The following is a 17,803-nucleotide window of genomic DNA, read 5'->3' as shown; positions in this document are numbered from 1 at the left end:
CATGGCGCACGTGTGCTCACCGGTCGCCGTCGTCACGGCAATGGACGGCGACCGGCCGCACGGCACGACGGTCAGCGCATTCATGTCGTTGTCGATGGACCCGCCGATGACCGCGGTGGCTCTGGATCGACAGTCGGAAGTTCTCGGCCTCATCGAAGGAACGCGGAGGTTCGCGATCAATGTCCTCGGGACCGCGCAAAGCTCACTGGCGGTTGCCTTTGCGAGGAAGGGCCGTGCGAAGTTCGACGGTGTCGAGTGGGCGGAGCATCTCGGTGTTCCGAGACTGCCGGACGTATCCATCTGGATCGCGTGCACCGTTGATGCCGTCGTGGACGGTGGTGATCACAAGATCGTGACAGGATCGGTGAACGAGGTCGAGCACCGCGAGTCGAATCCACTGACCTACCACCGGCGTGTATTCGGTACGCACGCACCGACGTCAGTGCTCTAGGAAGGAGAGCCATGTATGTACTGGTGGACGACGGCCGCGTCAGCATCCACGATGTGGACAACCTGAAGGCCTTTCACGTCGAGGTGAGTGCCGACATCTCCGAAGCCGAACTGGACGAACTCTTGCGCCTTCAGGATTACGGATACGTCAGCGGTGGTAGTGCATTCATCTCGGTAGCCCGCGTTCGCGAGAGCACCACGGACGTCGAAGGTGTTGCCGCGATGGTCGACTACGCCCAGAGCAAAGGCTGGGTGGACGAGGACGGTGAAGCACTGCAGGCTCACGTCGTTCGCCAAAAGTAGCGGAACGGCTCAGACCATGTCGTTCTTCTGCAGCCACCGCAGTGTCGGCCAACCGCAGAACACAGGGAGCCAGCAGGTCAGCACTCGGTAGAGCAGGACCGACGGGACCGCGATACTTGCCGGCAGTCCGAATGCGGACAGACCACCGATGAGGGCGGCCTCGACGGCTCCGACGCCACCCGGTGTCGGAGCCGCCGAGGCGAGCGTCCCACCGATCATCGTCACGATGGTGACGGTGATGAACGTCGTTCCGCCGCCGAATGCTTCGACGCTCGCCCACAGAGCCAGGGCGGCACCCAGAGTTGTTGCGGCGCTGCCGCCCACGATGATGAGGAAGCGGGTCGGGTTTCGCGCGAGTTGGCTCAGTTCACCCAACACCTCGGTGATCTGAGGACGCAGATCGTCGCGCAGCCACCCACGGAGTTTCGGAATGAACATGAATGCACCGAGAACTCCGAGTGCTACGCCGCCCGCCAGGTACAGAACAGTGGATCCCGGGATGAAGTGCGAGAGGTTCGTATCACGTCCGGCGACGATCGAGAAGAAGATCAGCAAGCCGACGTGGGTGACCACCTGAACCGTCTGTTGCAGCGCGACTGCGGCCGTTGCGCGGACGGTACCGAGCCCGCCCTTCTGCAGGAACCGCACGCTCAGCGCTAGCCCGCCAACTCCGGCCGGAGTTGTCGTCGCCGCAAAGGTGTTGGCCACCTGCATGATCAAGAGGTTGCGGTAACTGACCATCGACGACGCACAGGCCCACAGGGCCGCAGCCGCGCCGACGTACGTCAGTGCGGAGACGCCGAGGCCGAGCAGTGCCCACCACCAGTTGGCCGTCTTCAGTTCGGTGATGAACGCGGGGACCTGGCTGATGAAGGGGTAGGCGACGTAGACCAGACCGATGAGCAGAACGAGCTGGATCAGCTGGTTGCGACTGAATCGGGTGACCTGTGCGGGAGCGACCTTTTCGATCCCGTTCTTGGCACCGACCTCGTCTCGGATCTCGGTCATCAGTTTTGCGGAATCCGTGACCGTTCGCCGAATTCGGTTGGGCAATGCAGCGGTGGTCAATCGGCCGGAGGCGGCGAGAATCGTGTCTGCGCCTTGCGCTCGAATCGCGGCGTCCACCGCTGCATCGACCCCGAACAATGATGCGGTGGCGAAGAGAAGTTGTGCGTTGTCGGACTGCATCTGAACTTCGGTGGCGCCGAATTCGGAGTACGCGTACCCGCCGAAGAGGATGGTTCCGCCTTCGACACGAATCTCGGAAGCGCGCAGGTCGCCGTGCGCCATCTGGTGCACGTGAGCGGTATGCAGTGTTTGCCACAGCGCGTCGATCAGTTTGGTGGATTCTTCCTCGCCCGCCTGGTTCTCGACGGCGACGGCAAGGGGGATGCCACGAGGACTCGGGCGCGCGTACATCTCCCACCCGCGATCGAGTACCGAGATTGCGACGGCCTTGGAACTGGCCAGACCGATGTCGGCGAACGCGATACCCATGAGCGCTCGGTGTTCGACGGCGCGACGAAGTGATCCGTAGGGCGGCGGAGTTTCACGGTTCCGGAACGAGATCCAACGGAACGTCTGTCGAATTGCTCCGCTGCTTCGCTGGTTCTGTCCGTACAACTCGACGACGAGTTCGTCGAAAGGTTCGTCGTCCGGTGCTTGATCGATGGCTGCGGACATGACAAGAGGCCCGATTCCCGAGGGACTCACGACGCGGAACGCGGTGACGCGGTAACCGCGCCGCGCGAGTACGCGTACTGCCGAGTCCAACGGCACTTCGAGGGCAGGGGTGCCGACGGCGAGAACGATCACCGCGCCGATCAGGTAACCGACGGCGAGACCCAGCATCGATCGTGCGGGAACGATCGAGCTGACGATCAGATGGATGGGAGCGAAGAGCAGAAGCAGCGTCCACCAGGCTCGTCGCCACTTCTTCGGAAGCCACGGGCCCGAGACGGTGAGCACCGCCGCGAGCATCGCGATCCATCGCGGATCGTCGAGGAATTGAGACAGGAAGGTGGCGTCGAGTCGGTCCGGCACGTCGAGGTGCCATTTCGGTGCCGCCAGGCCTGTTCCGGTGAAGGACAGCGCGACACCGGCGCACAGGCCGGCGGCGGCGTATCCGGCCAGCAACTTCCACCGGCGCCCGACGATCAGGCCGATCAGGATGGCGAACGGTAGCGCCAGAATTGCGATGCCGTAGAGCAGGTACACAGTGTCGGACAGGCTCGGCGAGAGAACACCGACGATGTTGGACACCGACGTTTCGAGGGCGTCCCACTGACTTCGAGTGATCAGAGATCCCGCGATCACGCCGCCGAGCAGCACAGCAGCGATCGCAACCCGCATGATGTCGCTCGTACGGCGGTGCAGTGGTGGCAGGAGGCTTCCCGTTACCGGGATCTCCCGTCCGTCTACTCGCATCTCGCCAGAACTCTCTTCTCTCGGGGTTACCGACCGTCTCAGTTACCTCGATCAAGGTACCGCGTGAGGGTTCGGCGACTGGGAAGCCGGACCTGTCGTTACCTCCTCGATGCCAAGCAACATTCTCTTCGGACCCGCGGGAGCGGGCTTCGGCGCGTAAAATTCACTTTCCGGACGTTCGTTCATTTCGACGACAGGGAGTGCGTATTCATGAGCCCCGACGCCAGCGGTGTGGACGGTCGGGTTCCTGACCTGCCGACCCCGTCGACCAGAATTTCCGTCACCGAGGATTACGCGGCCGAGATCGACGAGCTGTCGAGTCTCAAGCACAAGCTCGGCGTGCTGGAGCCTTCGGAGTTCGCGGATGCCTGGAAGCAGGGCTATCCGTACGAGAAGAAGATGTCGCGCCGCGAGTACGAGCGGAAGAAGCGGCGTCTGCAGATCGAGTTGCTCAAGCTGCAGCTGTGGGTCAAGGAAACCGGTCAGAAGGTGCTCATCATCTTCGAAGGTCGCGATGCTGCCGGTAAGGGCGGGTCGATCAAGAGATTCACCGAGCATCTCAATCCCCGTGGAGCCCGCGTGGTCGCGCTCGAGAAGCCCACCGACATCGAGCGGACGCAGTGGTATTTCCAACGCTATGTCGCACACCTACCAAGCGGCGGCGAGATAGTGATGATGGACCGGTCCTGGTACAACCGCGCCGGCGTCGAACGAGTGATGGGTTACTGCACGCCGACGCAGTATCTCGAGTTCATGAGAGAGACCCCGGACTTCGAGCGGATGCTCGTCAACTCCGGGATTCATCTGCACAAGCTGTGGTTCTCGGTCAGCCGCGAAGAGCAGTTGGCGCGGTTCGCGGCCCGCCGAACGGACCCGGTGCGTCAGTGGAAGCTCTCACCGACCGATCTGGCTTCGCTCGACAAGTGGGACGACTACACCCAGGCCAAGGAAGCCATGTTCTTCTACACCGATACCGGGGATGCGCCCTGGACGGTGATCAAGAGCAACGACAAGAAGCGCGCTCGCCTCGAGGCGATGCGTCACGTGCTCGCCAGCTTCGACTATCCCAACAAGGATCACCGGGCTGTCGGTACTCCGGATCCCTTGATCGTCGGGCCGGCGTCGGCCGTATTCGAAGAGGGCGAGCACGTGAACGTGGAGTTGCCTCAGCTCTAGCGCAGGTGATCGCTCAGATCGAACTGGCCTCTGCCCACAGATTGATGCCGCTGTCCTTGGCGTGCTGATCTATGGAGGCCAGTTCGGCTGCGCTGAATTCGAGATTGTCGAGCGCGCCGACGTTGGCTTCGAGTTGGGCGACACTGGACGCACCGATCAGTACCGAGGTGACCCGCGAATCGCGGAGTGCCCAGCTCAGTGCCAGCTGAGCCAGCGACTGGCCGCGGTCTGCCGCGATGTCGTTGAGCGCGCGGATGTGGGTGAGAGCGTCGTCGGTCAACCACGACGGATCCAGTGACTTACCTTGAGCTGCACGGGAATCCTCGGGGACGCCGTTCAGATAGCGATCGGTGAGCATGCCTTGAGCGAGTGGTGAGAACGCGATGACGCCGACGCCGAGATCGTCGACAGCCGACAGCAGGTCCTGCTCTATCCAGCGGTTCAGCATCGAATAGCTCGGCTGGTGGATCAAGAGCGGAACCCCCGCAGCGGCGAGCAGTGCGGCGATTTCACGGGTGCGCTCCGGCGAGTACGAACTGATACCCGCGTACAGGGCCTTGCCCTGCTGGACAGCGCTGATCAGGGCGCCTGCGGTCTCGTCGATCGGAGTTTCGGCGTCAGGGCGATGGCTGTAGAAGATGTCGACATAGTCGACGCCGAGTCGTCCGAGCGACTGATCGAGGGACGACAGCAAATACTTGCGGGAACCACCGAATCCGTAGGGGCCGGGCCACATGTCCCAGCCGGCTTTGGACGAGATGACCAATTCCTCGCGGTACGAAGAGAAATCCTCACGCAGGATCCTGCCGAAGTTCGTCTCGGCGCTTCCGTACGGGGGACCGTAGTTGTTCGCAAGATCGAAGTGGGTGATTCCGAGATCGAATGCCCGCCGCAGAACTGCGCGCTGGTTCTCGATCGGTACGTCGTCGCCGAAGTTGTGCCAGAGGCCCAGCGAGATGGCCGGGAGTTTGAGACCGCTCCGACCGGTTCGGCGGTACGGCATGGCTTCGTAGCGGTCCTGCGTGGCGACGTACTGATCGGACATGGTGCCTGCCTTCACATCGTTGTGTTTGCGGTTGAGCGTTCACTCCCGACCATTATCGCCGACGGCGCTCAGGTGTGCCGGCCGCTGGAGGTGTGTCAGTCAAAATGCTTGCGGTTTAAAGCAATTCGATCGATCTTTTGGACCGATGTTCAGGTTCGAGTCACAGTGCCGGGCGGCGGTGACGTCGACCACGTCTGGGCTCGCATCTAAGGGAACGGTAAGGAATCGCGGCTACCATGGTCACAGTCGATCGGCGATACCGATCGCCGATTCGCTTCGAACATGTTGCCCAGCAGCCGGATCCGGGGTCCGGCGAGGAGATCTATGTCGACGCAGTCCGTAGTGCACGCACAATCATCCGCAGACGAGAGCGTCGTGGGGGATTCGTCTCCGCCGGGTGGTGGAAGCAGGCGATATCTCGAGCAACTGATCAGATACGACGTGCCGGCGTCGCTGGTCGTATTCCTGGTGGCGCTTCCCCTGTCATTGGGAATTGCGATCGCCTCCGGGGCGCCGATCATGGCAGGTCTGATCGCCGCAATCGTCGGCGGAGTGGTGGCCGGAGCTGTGGGAGGTTCACCGCTGCAAGTCAGTGGTCCCGCAGCCGGCCTGACCGTGGTGGTCGCCGAACTGATCGGCAAGTTCGGGTGGAAAGTCACCTGCCTGATCACCGTCGGCGCCGGAATTCTGCAGATCGTGTTCGGGCTCAGCCGAATTGCCCGTGCGGCGCTGGCTATTGCTCCAGTGGTGGTGCATGCGATGCTCGCCGGTATCGGCATCACCATTGCGCTACAACAGGTTCACGTGTTGTTGGGTGGAAGCTCGGCCAGCTCGGCGCTGGACAATCTACGGCAGTTGCCCGCACAGATCGGTGCCTTGCATGTCGAGGACCTGATGATCGGACTCGTCGTCATCGCCACCCTTCTCGGGTGGCGCTATCTCCCTGCCGGTGTCCGCAAGGTTCCGGCGGCGTTGGTGGGCATCGTATTGGCAACTCTCGCTTCGCTGGCGCTGCCGATCGACGTCGAGCGTATTGCTCTCGACGGATCTTTGCTGGACTCGATCGGCCTCCCCGCTCTGCCCGACGGCCAGTGGCTCGGCGTCGCAACCGGCATCCTCACCATCGCCCTGATCGCCAGTGTGGAGAGTCTGCTCTCGGCCGTGGCCGTGGACAAGATGCACTCGGGCCCGCGGTCGAACTTCGATCGCGAGATGCTCGGCCAGGGCACCGCGAACATGGTGTCCGGGGCCATCGGCGGCCTTCCGGTCACCGGGGTGATCGTGCGCAGTGCGACCAATGTCGAGGCCGGGGCGAAGTCCCGCGCGTCGTCGATCATGCACGGCCTGTGGATTCTGCTGTTCTCGGCTGCGCTCGCCGGGTTGGTCCAGCAGATTCCGAAGTCTGCATTGGCCGGACTGTTGATTGTCATCGGTATTCAACTGGTCAAGCTGGCGCACATTCGGTTGGCGCGACGGACCGGTGATCTGTGGGTGTACGGCATCACGGTGGTCGGCGTCGTGTTCTTGAATCTGCTCGAGGGCGTCCTGATCGGGTTGGCGCTGGCCATCGCCCTCCTGGTGTGGCGTGTCATCCGCGCAACTGTCACCGCAGAAGAGTTGGGCGACAACGATTCCGGGAAGTGGCGCGTCCTGGTCGAAGGCTCGTGCACCTTCCTGGTGCTGCCCAAGCTGACGTCGGTGCTCGCCGGAATCCCACCGCGGTCGGACGTCACCGTCGAGCTGTCAGTCGACTTCCTCGACCATGCCGTCTTCGACGTCATCGAAGAGTGGGCGAGGCAGTACGAGTTGGCAGGTGGTTCGGTGATCATCGACGAAGTCGGCTCGGTGAGTATGGAGAGCGCGACCACCGGTCCGCCGAAGCGCGGCGCCGCAGTCACCGACCTGCGCGGCTTGCTCGCGCCGTGGGGCAGTTGGCAACCACAGGCTTCGGGGAGGAATCTGAGCAGCCCGCCGGCCTTGCGGCCCATTCTCGACGGGGTGTCCAACTATCATCGCCATCGCGCCGAAGCGATACGGCCGCACATGGATCAGTTGCGCGACGGGCAGAACCCCGACTCCCTTTTCCTCACCTGCGCAGATTCGCGAGTGGTGCCGAACATCATCACGAGCAGTGGCCCCGGTGACCTGTTCACCGTGCGCAATGTCGGAAACCTGGTTCCTGCCGGCGGCCGCGATACGTCGGTGGAAGCGGCACTGGCCTTCGGGATCGACGAGTTGGGTGTCAGTTCGGTGGTCGTGTGCGGACATTCGGGCTGCGGCGCGATGCAAGCACTCCTGACCAACGGTCCGTCGGAATCGGGAGTCGTCGGTGAATGGCTGCGGCATGCGGAGACGAGCTTGCAGGCCTATACGAGTGGCCATCCGGTCGCGCGTGCTGCGGCCGAGGCAGGTTTCTCGGAGGTCGATCAGCTCGGAATGGTCAATGTCGCAGTCCAATTGCAGACTCTCGAACGCCATCCTCTCGTCGGTCAGGCCCGTGTGGATGGTCGCCTGCGTATCGCCGGACTGTTCTTCGACATCGGCTCGGCTCGGGTCATCGAAGTGACAGCGTCGGGGATCGGCCAGTTGATCGAGACCTGAAGGGCTATTCGGGTCCGGGCTGATCCCTGAGTTCGACCAGCAGGCGAGCCCCGCCGAGTGGACTGTCGTGAAATGTCGTCCGTCCGCCGTGCAGGGCCGCCTGCTGCGCCACCAGCGCCAGGCCCAAACCGGAGCCTGTCTTGCCTGCCGTCGATCCGCGAGTGAAGCGCTCGAACACGCTCGAGCGTTCCTCGGCCGGTATTCCGCAACCGTTGTCGTCGATCGTGATCGTGACGGTGTCTGGTGAATCGGCCGGGCGAGCGAGGGTGATGCGCACCGCGCTCGCGCCGCCGTGGCGGACTGCATTGGTGATCGCGTTGTCGAGGATCAACCGGATTCCGCCGGGAAGGGCCCGGATGCAATAGGGGAGTGGGGAATCCACCGTGACGACGCCGACGTCGAGCCCAGGATGATGTCGGCGTGCGTCGTCGGCGGCGATGTCGCAGACCTCGGTCAAATCGGTGTCCTTGAAATCCTCGGCCGTCGAGAGTTCACCCTTCGCCAGGCGCTCGAGGTCTCTCAGAGTTGACTCGACGCGGCCCTGCGCGCGGGCCAGATCTGTGAGGATCTCGCGTCTTTGTTCGTGATCGAGGTCGTGAATGGACAACACTTCGATGTCGGTTCGCATTGCTGTCAACGGAGTTCGGAGTTCGTGAGCCGAGGCGGACGCAAAATCTCGGGCGGCGGCAAGGGCGGAGTTGGTTGCGGCTTGCGCTCGAGCGACGTCGCTGAGCATCGATTCTGCTGCTGCGGCAAGCTCGTCCGCTTCACGGATTCCGGAAACCTCGGTGGCGAGATCGGGATCGCGCCTGGCGATCCGGCGGGTCAACTCCACGAGGGGGCGCACCGCCGGGCCACCGAACAACCATCCCAACGCAGCTGCGGCCGCTACGGCCCCGACGCCGAAGAACGCAACCTGTCGCTGTTGGTCGACTGTGATGTCTCGCGCTTCGGCATAGGGAACCGCCAGCGAGACAAGGGCATTGATCCCGTCGGCCTCGGCGGTATATGCCCGGTACTTCGTACCGTCCACGTCGACGGTCGCCGAGCCGACCGGTAGTTCGGGCAGTCGCGTCGGGGTACTGGATTTGACGGTTCCGTCGGTGTCGGAGCGGATGGTCACGGAAAAGGCGCCGCCGTCTCCGAACGCGCCGAGAAAAGGTCCCGCTGTAGCCGCATTGGCCACGATGACCGTCGATGCCGTCTCCAATCGACGGTCCAACTGCGCCAAATTGTTTCGTGCGATAGCCAGTGCAACGACCACACCGAGTGCGATGACGATGAACGTCGCCCCCAGTGCCGCGGCCGCGGCAACGCGAGTTCGTAGTGAGAAGCGGCGACGCTTCACGGGTTCTCCCGAAGCACGAACCCGACGCCGCGAACGGTATGCAGCAGACGAGGTGAACCGCCGGATTCGAACTTTCGACGCAGATAGCCGATGAAGACGTCCACGACGTTCGTGTCGGCGACGAAGTCGTAGCCCCACACCAGTTCGAGGAGACGTTCGCGAGTGAGCACGATGCCGGAATTGTGTGCGAGCACTTCGAGTAGCTCGAATTCGCGTTTGGTGAGCGGTACTTCCTTGCCGTCGACACGAACCCGGCGACCGGAGAGATCGATGTCGAGGTTTCCGACCCGCAGGGTATTCGTACCCTCGGAGTGATCGCCGGCCGGAGTGTTGCTGCGACGGAGCATTGCGCGGATCCGGGCAACCAGTTCGGCAAGAACAAACGGTTTGACCATGTAGTCGTCTGCACCGGATTCGAGCCCGGCGATGCGATCGTCGACCGAGTTGCGCGCACTGAGCACGCAGATCGGGATTTCGTTGCCGGCGGCACGAAGCGCCGTCACCACACCGGTGCCGTCGAGCACCGGCATGTTGATGTCGAGGACTACCGCGTCCGGTCGCTTGTCGGAGATCACTCGGAGCGCGTCGGCGCCGTCCACCGCCGTCAGTACGGTGAATCCCGAGAGCCGCAATCCGCGTTCGAGTGAGGTCAGGACGTCTGCGTCGTCGTCGACTACGAGGATTTTCGGTATCTCGGTCACAGCCCCATTGTGCCTTGCCTGGTACGTCGGGTTTCGCCGATCAGACCGGCAAGTCGGTACCGTCCGGACGCAGACCGGCCATGAACACCGCGACCAACCGCGGGACCAGGTTCGGCATGGCCTCGTCGGACAACTCGATTTGCGGGCGCGTCAGTTTGGCCAGAGCCATTACGAATTCGAGCGGTTGCAGATCGGCGCGAACCAGTCCGGCGCTCTGAGCGGCGCCGATCGTCGCGGTCATCTTCGTTTTCGTCACCTCACGCACCGCCAGAACTTCGGGCGCCAGCTCGGTGAAACTGCGTTCCACCAGTGCAGGAATGAGCGCACCCAGGCGCAGTTCCACGAGGCGGTCCACCAGCGTGTGCCACGCGTTTATCGGATCGGTGGACATTGCCGTGAGTGCGATGTCGGCAGCCTCGCGGACATCGGTCAGTGTTGCGACGGCAACGGCGGTCACGAGGTCCTCGCGCGTCGGAAAGTTTCGATACAGCGTGGCGATGCCCACTTTCGCGAGTTCTGCGACTGCATCGAGCGGCGCGTCGTGCCCGCGCTCGGTGAACACCGCTCGTGCGGCGTCGACTATTGCGTTTCTGCGTTCACGTGCATCGGCTCGCACATCCACCTCCGGTATTGACAGTTCATCATAACCGGAGGAATATCTTCCACAAATAGTGGAGGAAAAACTTCCACTTAGGGAGGGTAGTTATGAACGCCGACGTCGAAGCACGGGACCGCAAGAAGTTGGTGGCTGTGGTGTTGGGCTTGTCCGCCGTGATCGGGCTGATGCTGCTTGTCTTCGTACTGCCCTCGGTCAACAGTGGCCCGCACGAACTGAAGTTGGGCATCACCGGTCCAGCTGCGGCAACCGAACAGATCAGCACCTCGCTCGAGGCGAGTAAGCAAGGCGCCTTCGATACTCGAGAATTCGCTGACGCCGACGCCCTGCGTGACGCGATTCGGAATCGCGACGTGGTCGGCGGAATCGCCGTTGATGCCAACGGTCCTCACGTGTTGATCGCGACCGCAGGCGGAACCCCGATCGCCCAAACCTTGACCGGTCTGGCCAGTGGGCTCGCGGAGAGTTCGGGGGTGAAGGTTCCCGTCGAAGACGTTGTGCCGTTGACGGCGGACGACCCGACCGGTGCTGGGCTCACGGCATTGGCCTTGCCTCTGGTGTTCGGTGGAATCATGCCTGCTGTTGTTCTCGTGCAGCTGTTTCCGCGCAGCATTGTCAAGCGAGTGTTGGGCGCTGCCGGCGTCGCGGTTGTCGCGGGTTTTGCCCTGACTGCCATTCTGCAGTTCGGTACCAGCAGCCTTGACGGAAACTACCTGCTCACCGCGCTCACACTCGCCGTTGGTATTTCGGCCATCTCGCTTCCCATTTTGGGGCTCGAATCCCTGCTCGGGATGAAGGGGTTCGCGTTGGGCGCCGTCACGATGATGTTCATCGGAAACCCACTCTCGGGGATGGCGACAACTGCCGCGTGGTTGCCCGCAGGCTGGGGCGCATTGGGGCAGCTGCTCCCACCCGGCGCCGCAGGAGCATCCGTCCGTTCGATGGCGTTCTTCGACGGCCATGGCGCCACCACGCCACTTCTGGTGCTGGTGTGCTGGATTGCCGTCGGGATCGCGCTGTGCGTGGCTGCCGGCCGGAAGAAGGCGTCTGCGCCGGTTATCGAACCGGAGGCTGCGCTGGTCTAGCCGGCGTAGCTTGCGTACGGGGTCAGGTCGGGAATCGGCCAGACCCCGTCAACGCGTTCCACGGCCAGTTCGGCGACCACGGTGTCCTCGTCCATCGGTAGAGGTCGGAGGATTCGGGGCTTTTCCGCCTCCCATTCGACGTCGATGCCCGCGGAGGTCAGGGCGTCCTGATCGATGACGGCGACGACCAGCGGCAATGTGAGGTCGCCGAACACCAGATCGAGCACCGAAGCGAGTGCGTCCGGGGTCGTTGCGCGAATGAATCCTGCCTCGTCGTAACTGATTCCGCGCGTCGAGACCTCGTACTCACCGAAACGCTTGCATGCTTCCCAGTCGTCGGCGATAGCGACGTGGACGAGTCGTTGTCCGGTCATGCAGTGCTCCTGTAGTATTCGAATTAATGAAACGTCAACGTAGCATTAATTTACCGGCACGGTAACAGGGGACTTGATGGAGCAACCGCGCAGACGTGGGAGAACCAGTGACGCCGAGCGCGCCGAACGACGCAACGAGATTCTCGACGTCGCTGTCGACTCGTTTCGAGATGTCGGGTTCGCCCGAACTACCATCGAGGGCATTGCCACGGTGGCCGGCGTCGCCAAGCGCACCGTGTACAGCTACTTCGGCGACAAGTCTGCGGTCTTTGCAGCTGCGGTTGCGCGTCAGCACGCGTACGTCGACAATGCCGGCGAGGGCCAGTCCGACCTGCTCGCCGCTGCAGTGGACATCGTCATCGCCCTGCACAGCGACAACTCGATTGCGCTGCACCGCATGATGATCGGCGAGGCAGTGCAGTTCCCTGAATTGGCCGCAGCGTTCTACGAATCCGGCCCGGCCAAGTCGATTGCCTTTCTGGAGAAGATATTGATCGATCAGCACGGCCAGAAGGCTGCGCTGTGCGCGGATCAGTTGTACACCTTGCTGCTCGGGGAGGAGCACCGGCGGCGACTGCTCGGGCTCACCTCCGAACCGACAGTCGAAAGAGCGGCGCAACTGGCGGCCCGCGCGGTGGGATGCGTTCTGAGATCTGATCGGTAGGCTCGACTGGGTGAGTAACTCTGTGATCTGGTTTCGACGCGATCTGAGGGTCGGTGATCTTCCGACTCTGACTGCAGCGGCGGATGCCGGCGGACAGACGTTGGGTTTGTTCGTCCTCGACGAGAAGTTGCTCGGACCGGCAGGCTCACCCCGCCAGAATCAACTGTTCGCCAACTTGTCGGCACTCGACAACCAGCTCGACGGACGATTGATGGTTGTTCGAGGTGATCCGGCAGACGTGGTGCCCCGCGTGGCGGAATCCGTTGGCGCCGAAGAAGTTCACATCAGTGCCGACTACGGGCCCTACGGCCGACGGCGCGACACGGCCGTGGCCGAGAAGGTGGAGTTGATCGCCACCGGGTCACCATATGCCGTGGCGCCCGGACGCGTCACCAAGGCGGACGGTGATCCGTACAAGGTGTTCACGCCGTACTTCCGTCAGTGGATGGAACATGGTTGGCGGGGCCCCGCGTCGACCGATGCGGGGACGGTCCGTTGGTTCGATCCGAGCGAGAAGGACGGTGGCCCGCGCCGGGTGAGTATCCCCGCGCCGTCCGGCACCGTCAGCGATGTCGTCGGTGAGGCCGGTGCGCTCGAACAGTGGAAAGAATACTGCGAGAACGATCTTGACCGGTACGACGACGAACGAAATCGACCCGACCTCGACACCACGAGTCGGATGTCGATCCCGCTCAAGTACGGCACGATTCATCCGAGAACCATGTTGGCAGATCTCTCCAAGCGACTCGGAGACGGCGCTCAGGCGTACCGTCGCCAGCTTGCTTGGCGAGACTTCTACGCAGACATCCTGTTTCAGCGCCCCGACAGCGCGCGGAAGAACTACGACGACAAGTTCGACCGTTTACGTCACGACGGGGGAGTCGACGCAGACGCCGCCTTCACGGCCTGGTGTGAAGGCAAGACCGGCTTCCCGATCGTGGATGCCGGCATGCGGCAACTCGCCGCCGAGAACTGGATGCACAATCGGGTCCGAATGATCGTCGCGTCATTCCTGGTGAAGGACCTGCACATTCCGTGGTGGCGCGGCGCACGGTACTTCATGTCGCAACTGGTGGACGGTGACTTGGCCTCCAATCAGCACGGGTGGCAGTGGACTGCCGGGTCGGGTACGGATGCTTCGCCCTTCTTCCGCGTCTTCAACCCGATCACGCAAGGGGAGAAGTTCGATCCCGACGGCACATACGTCCGTCGGTGGGTCCCCGAACTTCGCGATGTTCCCGGGAAGGCCGTCCACTCGTTGAAGGCGATGCGCCCAGTCGACTACCCGGACCCGATCGTCGATCACGCGCACGAGCGTGAGGAGGCCTTGCGCCGGTACGGCGAGATCAAAGGCTGAGTGCTCAGTGATCTGCGGGCGCTACGCGGACGCGGTTTCCGTCCAGATCTGAAATGACGAACGTCAGACCGAAGACATCTTCGTTGGGTTCTTCGACGACCTCGACTCCCTTGGCCACCCAATCGTCGTGGATCGCCCGAATTTCGTTGCTCCCACCGTCGACCAAGATGCCGACTTCGAAATTGCGCGGTGTCGCGGGATCGAGGTCGCGGGACTTGCCGCTCCACAGTGCAAGGACCACACCGCCGCCGAGGTCGAAGGTCATGTACCGAGGGCTGAGGACCTCAGGCTTCGCGTCGAACAATTCGCCGTAGAACGCTGCTGCGGAGGCGGCATCGCTGACGTAGATCAGAAACTGGTTGGGTAGTCGCACTGTGGTTTTCCCTCTCCCGTTGATTTTCGGGCCACCGGCAGCGGGGCGTGTGCCTGGTCGTGCGGGGCTGCGTTCAACAATCCCCGCGCGCCGGACGAATGTCCAAGAACAAGTGCGTCTGAGTGGCAGATGGATTACTTATGACGACTGCTGCAGTCACACCACACTGAGGTGGTACCCGACGCTCAGGTTCCGGTAGTAGCCGTCGATGTAGCTCGAGATGAAGTAGTGATCAGGGTCGGTGGTGCGAGTTCCGTCGGTGTCGAACTGCGGATAGTCGTTGGCCATGAAGACTGCTTGTCCGCCGTCGGGAGTGGAATAGACGACGTCGACCGTCAGGCCGCGCGGGTCCTGGTTGTATGCCGTGACGATCTCGGTCTCGTGAGGCGCGAGCGACTGGCGTGGGCTCTGCATCCACTGTCCGTAAGGGTTGTCGGCGCCTTCGAGATGAATTGTCTGTTCGGTGTCGTTGCTGATCGTCATCGTGATGCTGTTGCCGGTTGTGGGAAGGGTTCCGGCACTGGCGATTCCGCTCAATCCCAAAGTGAGGGCGCCGGCGGCCAGAGCTGTGATTGCGGCAACTACGTAGCGTGGGTTCGTCATCGTCGGTGTCCTTTGTCCGGGTGAGCGTTCGGTTGGCTCTCTCGAAGACAACTATGTCGGAGCAGATCGATGTCGTATGTCCACTCCCCGGACCCTGTGCAGGCGGAACGGTGTGTCCACCGATCGGGGGACACCTACTCCGACACCGAGACGGCTTCGACCTTTCGCTCGCCGGTGACCAGCAGTCCGATCAGTGCGGCCGCCGCGAGCACCATGACGAGTGCTCCGTAGCCACGCGTCGTATCCACCAATCCGACCTTGCCGACCAGGTAGCCGGCCAGCAAGGCGGGAAGACTGTTGGCCAGATATGCGATGACGTAGACGGTGGACAACAAACCCGCGCGTTCGTGGTTCTCGGCCAGCGGCATGACGGTGAGGATAGTTCCTTGGAATCCTGCTCCGAAGCCGATACCTGCAACAGCCGTACCGACCAGAATCAATACGGCAGAGGATGTTTCAGCACCGATGAGTGTGACGGCCACCCCGAGCACCAAGGCGGTGGTTCCGATCAGCATCACGGTCCGGCCGCCGAGTTTGCGGAAGGTGAGTACTGCTGCCGCTCCGAATCCTGTCAGTGTTGCGACCATGACGGCACCGATGAGGGAGCTGTGAACGTCAAGTGCGTTGCGCGCCAATGCAGGTCCGAGTGAGAGGTAGAAACCTCCCAGCGCCCAGACCGCGATCAGGCACGGTGCGGTCAGGGCAATCATCGTGCGCGCCTGACGAGGAACGGCCAGTGTGGGGCGCAGGGACTGCCAGGCTCCGGGGCGTCCGCCCGAAGTCTCGGGAGCGGCCCATACTCCGAAGATCTCGAGAATGACAAGCACGAGAAGGACCAGGTAGACAGTGCTGGTGGGCCGGGGCAGGTGCTCGCTGATGAGGCTCGAACCCACTGCTCCGACTGCAAGCCCCATCGTCGGAGCGACGCTGTTGATGATCGATCCTCGGCCCGGAGTGCGTTCGAGGTCGATCAATGCCGAACCCAGAGCGCTGATTGCAGCGCCGGTGGCAACACCCTGTACGACCCGGGCGATGAGCAGGATGGTCAAACCGTCGGCCGAGGCGAACAGCGCGAGCGAGACTGCCTCGAGCGCGAGTGCTCCGAGCAGGACCGGGCGCCTGCCGATGTGATCGGACAGGGATCCGGCGGTCAGGAGCGTGGCGAGCAATGCGAGAGCGTAGATGCCGAACACGAGCGTCGACGCGAGCGAGGAGAATCCCCACAACTGTTGATAGTGCTCGTACAACGGTGTCGGGGTCGCGGATGCGCCCAGGAACGTGGCGATGATGACGGCGATGAGTGTGAAAGCGACGCCTCGCCCAAGGCGTGGGCGTGAAGTGCTCTCGGTCTGTGGTGAAACGGTCGTTGTCATTGTCGTAGCGCTTCCCGTGCGGGTGGTGAAGACTTCAAACGCAAATACTTTGCGTTTGGGACGCTACGCCTGGCCGTAGCCTAATGCAACATCTTTGCGTTAGTATTGGATTTATGAGTCCGTCCGCAGGTCCGCGCCCCGGTGGCCGTAGTGCGCGCATCCAACAGGCCGTGCATGCGTCGGCGCGCAAGTTGTTGGAACAGCGTGATCGAGCCGAGATCACGGTGCCGATGATCGCGACCGATGCGGGAGTGACCCCGTCGACCATCTATCGGCGGTGGGGTGACATCAACGAAGTCTTTGCCGACGTCTCGATCGAGAGATTGCGCCCGGACGCCGACCCGCGTGAAACGGGCTCGCTCCGAGGGGATCTGACGATTTGGGCGCAGGAGTACCTCGAGGAGATGTCTGCGCCTGTCGGTCGCGCTTCGTTGCGTGACGTGTTGATGAGCGACGATCAGACGCATGCACCGGACGGTACGAAGAAGTTCAAGTGTGCCTTCTTCTGTCGGACGCAGATCGACGTGATCCTCGCGCGTTGGCCGGAAGCTGCCGGCGTGGATGGTGATTCGGTGGTCGACCATGTAGTGGCGCCGATCATCTACCGAATTCTGTTCGACCTCGAACCGGTTGTGCCGCAGCGAGTTGCGGAATTGGTGGATCAGACGCTTGCCCTCGCGGCGCGGGTCGTTGCCGAAGGCTGATCGCTACGTAGTCGGGCGTGGACGTGCATGTCGTGCCAGCCGTCGGCGTGCCTGGCGGAGCTTCGTCGAACACCTTCTTCGCTGAACCCTGCTTTGGTGGCGACTCGGCACGATCGTGGGTTGTGGATCGAGTGCTCGAGTTCCAGTCGATGAAACCCCGCTTCGCGGAATGCCCACTCGGACAGTGCGGTTACAGACTGGGTGCACAGTCCGCGGCCGCGCGCCGCTGGGGTCACCCAATACGCGAGCTCGGCAGTGCCGTCCCACAAATTCACCCCCTTTGCTGCGATTCGACCGAGGAGTTCATTTGTCTCGGGAGCGGCGATCGCCCAATGGCATTCGGATTCGCTTGCCCACCCGTCTCTCCACTGGGTGAGCCAACCCCGTGCTTCGTCGATCGAGTCGGCGCGGCGGATGTGCCAACGCTGAATCGACGGATCGCGAAAGGCTTCCATGACGGCCGGTGCGTCGTCGCGGGTCCAGGGTCGGAGAATCGCGAAAGTCCCGACGTGGATCGAGGGTTGGTCCATTCCCCGGAGATATCCAGCGGCGATAGCGGGCGTGGTCAACTTGGGCACGTGAAGCATCATCGCCTACCCGCCT

The 17,803-nt window shown here is 62.8% G+C and carries 18 protein-coding genes; 8 read left to right on the top strand and 10 right to left on the bottom strand.

What is annotated here, in order from left to right; genetic code table 11:
- Nucleotide 1: 1 nt before the first annotated feature.
- Both M0639_RS22375 and M0639_RS22370 read left to right on the top strand, forming a co-directional pair.
- A complete protein-coding gene (locus M0639_RS22375; RefSeq protein WP_054800653.1) occupies nucleotides 2-451 on the top strand; it encodes a flavin reductase family protein in 450 nt (149 codons plus the stop codon).
- Nucleotides 452-462: 11 nt separating this feature from the next.
- On the top strand, nucleotides 463-753 hold the full coding sequence (locus M0639_RS22370) for a hypothetical protein (RefSeq protein WP_042451185.1): 291 nt from the start codon (nucleotides 463-465) through the stop codon (nucleotides 751-753).
- A gap of 9 nt (nucleotides 754-762) precedes the next feature.
- Here the strand turns inward: M0639_RS22370 and M0639_RS22365 are convergent, their stop codons facing one another.
- Complete coding sequence (locus M0639_RS22365) at nucleotides 763-3,180, bottom strand: lysylphosphatidylglycerol synthase transmembrane domain-containing protein (protein ID WP_007733454.1); 2,418 nt, start codon at nucleotides 3,178-3,180, stop codon at nucleotides 763-765.
- Nucleotides 3,181-3,390: 210 nt separating this feature from the next.
- On the opposite strand from M0639_RS22365, the gene ppk2 reads away from it, so the two are divergent.
- Nucleotides 3,391-4,356 (top strand): polyphosphate kinase 2, encoded by a 966-nt coding sequence (gene ppk2 / locus M0639_RS22360; protein WP_003940295.1) that lies wholly within the window; start codon nucleotides 3,391-3,393, stop codon nucleotides 4,354-4,356.
- 13 nt (nucleotides 4,357-4,369) lie between these two features.
- Here the strand turns inward: ppk2 and mgrA are convergent, their stop codons facing one another.
- Nucleotides 4,370-5,401, bottom strand: a complete 1,032-nt coding sequence (gene mgrA, locus M0639_RS22355) for an L-glyceraldehyde 3-phosphate reductase (RefSeq protein ID WP_042451484.1) — start codon at nucleotides 5,399-5,401, stop codon at nucleotides 4,370-4,372.
- A gap of 324 nt (nucleotides 5,402-5,725) precedes the next feature.
- Between mgrA and M0639_RS22350 the strand changes: the two genes are divergently transcribed.
- Entirely contained in the window at nucleotides 5,726-8,002 is a 2,277-nt protein-coding gene (locus tag M0639_RS22350; RefSeq protein ID WP_064073985.1) for a SulP family inorganic anion transporter, read from the top strand.
- 4 nt (nucleotides 8,003-8,006) lie between these two features.
- Here the strand turns inward: M0639_RS22350 and M0639_RS22345 are convergent, their stop codons facing one another.
- From M0639_RS22345 to M0639_RS22335, 3 genes are read right to left on the bottom strand one after another with little or no spacing between them, the layout of a single operon-like run.
- Nucleotides 8,007-9,350 (bottom strand): sensor histidine kinase, encoded by a 1,344-nt coding sequence (locus tag M0639_RS22345; RefSeq protein ID WP_003939972.1) that lies wholly within the window; start codon nucleotides 9,348-9,350, stop codon nucleotides 8,007-8,009.
- On the bottom strand, nucleotides 9,347-10,051 hold the full coding sequence (locus M0639_RS22340; protein WP_003939853.1) for a response regulator transcription factor: 705 nt from the start codon (nucleotides 10,049-10,051) through the stop codon (nucleotides 9,347-9,349). The genes M0639_RS22345 and M0639_RS22340 overlap by 4 nt, the downstream gene beginning before the upstream one ends.
- Nucleotides 10,052-10,091: 40 nt before the next feature.
- Nucleotides 10,092-10,667, bottom strand: a complete 576-nt coding sequence (locus M0639_RS22335; protein ID WP_007733449.1) for a TetR/AcrR family transcriptional regulator — start codon at nucleotides 10,665-10,667, stop codon at nucleotides 10,092-10,094.
- 89 nt (nucleotides 10,668-10,756) lie between these two features.
- On the opposite strand from M0639_RS22335, the gene M0639_RS22330 reads away from it, so the two are divergent.
- Entirely contained in the window at nucleotides 10,757-11,752 is a 996-nt protein-coding gene (locus M0639_RS22330; RefSeq protein ID WP_064073986.1) for a hypothetical protein, read from the top strand.
- On the opposite strand, the gene M0639_RS22325 is transcribed toward M0639_RS22330, so the two are convergent.
- Nucleotides 11,749-12,126 carry a DUF952 domain-containing protein gene (locus tag M0639_RS22325; protein WP_064073987.1) on the bottom strand — a complete coding sequence of 126 codons (378 nt, stop codon included), beginning with the start codon at nucleotides 12,124-12,126 and terminating at the stop codon, nucleotides 11,749-11,751. The two genes, M0639_RS22330 and M0639_RS22325, sit on opposite strands and share 4 nt — an antisense overlap.
- A gap of 76 nt (nucleotides 12,127-12,202) precedes the next feature.
- Here M0639_RS22325 and M0639_RS22320 point away from each other — a divergent pair, with 76 nt between their 5' ends.
- Together M0639_RS22320 and M0639_RS22315 are read left to right on the top strand one after the other, a co-directional pair.
- Complete coding sequence (locus tag M0639_RS22320) at nucleotides 12,203-12,790, top strand: TetR/AcrR family transcriptional regulator (protein ID WP_064073988.1); 588 nt, start codon at nucleotides 12,203-12,205, stop codon at nucleotides 12,788-12,790.
- Between the two features lie 10 nt (nucleotides 12,791-12,800).
- The gene (locus M0639_RS22315) at nucleotides 12,801-14,147 is read left to right on the top strand and encodes a cryptochrome/photolyase family protein (protein WP_064073989.1); all 1,347 of its coding nucleotides are present in this window, start codon (nucleotides 12,801-12,803) and stop codon (nucleotides 14,145-14,147) included.
- 4 nt (nucleotides 14,148-14,151) lie between these two features.
- Here M0639_RS22315 and M0639_RS22310 read toward each other — a convergent pair whose 3' ends face one another.
- From M0639_RS22310 to M0639_RS22300, 3 genes are all read right to left on the bottom strand, one after another.
- Complete coding sequence (locus M0639_RS22310) at nucleotides 14,152-14,520, bottom strand: VOC family protein (RefSeq protein ID WP_054800648.1); 369 nt, start codon at nucleotides 14,518-14,520, stop codon at nucleotides 14,152-14,154.
- A gap of 156 nt (nucleotides 14,521-14,676) precedes the next feature.
- Nucleotides 14,677-15,123: a hypothetical protein gene (locus M0639_RS22305; protein ID WP_054800647.1), complete on the bottom strand. Its 447-nt coding sequence runs from the start codon at nucleotides 15,121-15,123 to the stop codon at nucleotides 14,677-14,679.
- Between the two features lie 134 nt (nucleotides 15,124-15,257).
- Complete coding sequence (locus tag M0639_RS22300; RefSeq protein ID WP_063315920.1) at nucleotides 15,258-16,496, bottom strand: MFS transporter; 1,239 nt, start codon at nucleotides 16,494-16,496, stop codon at nucleotides 15,258-15,260.
- Between the two features lie 113 nt (nucleotides 16,497-16,609).
- On the opposite strand from M0639_RS22300, the gene M0639_RS22295 reads away from it, so the two are divergent.
- Nucleotides 16,610-17,200, top strand: a complete 591-nt coding sequence (locus M0639_RS22295; protein WP_007733425.1) for a TetR/AcrR family transcriptional regulator — start codon at nucleotides 16,610-16,612, stop codon at nucleotides 17,198-17,200.
- Here the strand turns inward: M0639_RS22295 and M0639_RS22290 are convergent.
- A complete protein-coding gene (locus tag M0639_RS22290; RefSeq protein ID WP_063316060.1) occupies nucleotides 17,158-17,778 on the bottom strand; it encodes a GNAT family N-acetyltransferase in 621 nt (206 codons plus the stop codon). The two genes, M0639_RS22295 and M0639_RS22290, sit on opposite strands and share 43 nt — an antisense overlap.
- Between the last annotated feature and the right edge of the window lie 25 nt (nucleotides 17,779-17,803).

Origin of the sequence: Rhodococcus qingshengii JCM 15477, from assembly GCF_023221595.1 — a bacterium.
Taxonomy (GTDB): Bacteria; Actinomycetota; Actinomycetes; order Mycobacteriales; family Mycobacteriaceae; genus Rhodococcus_F; species Rhodococcus_F qingshengii.
This window is presented reverse-complemented; position numbering and strand designations above follow the sequence as displayed.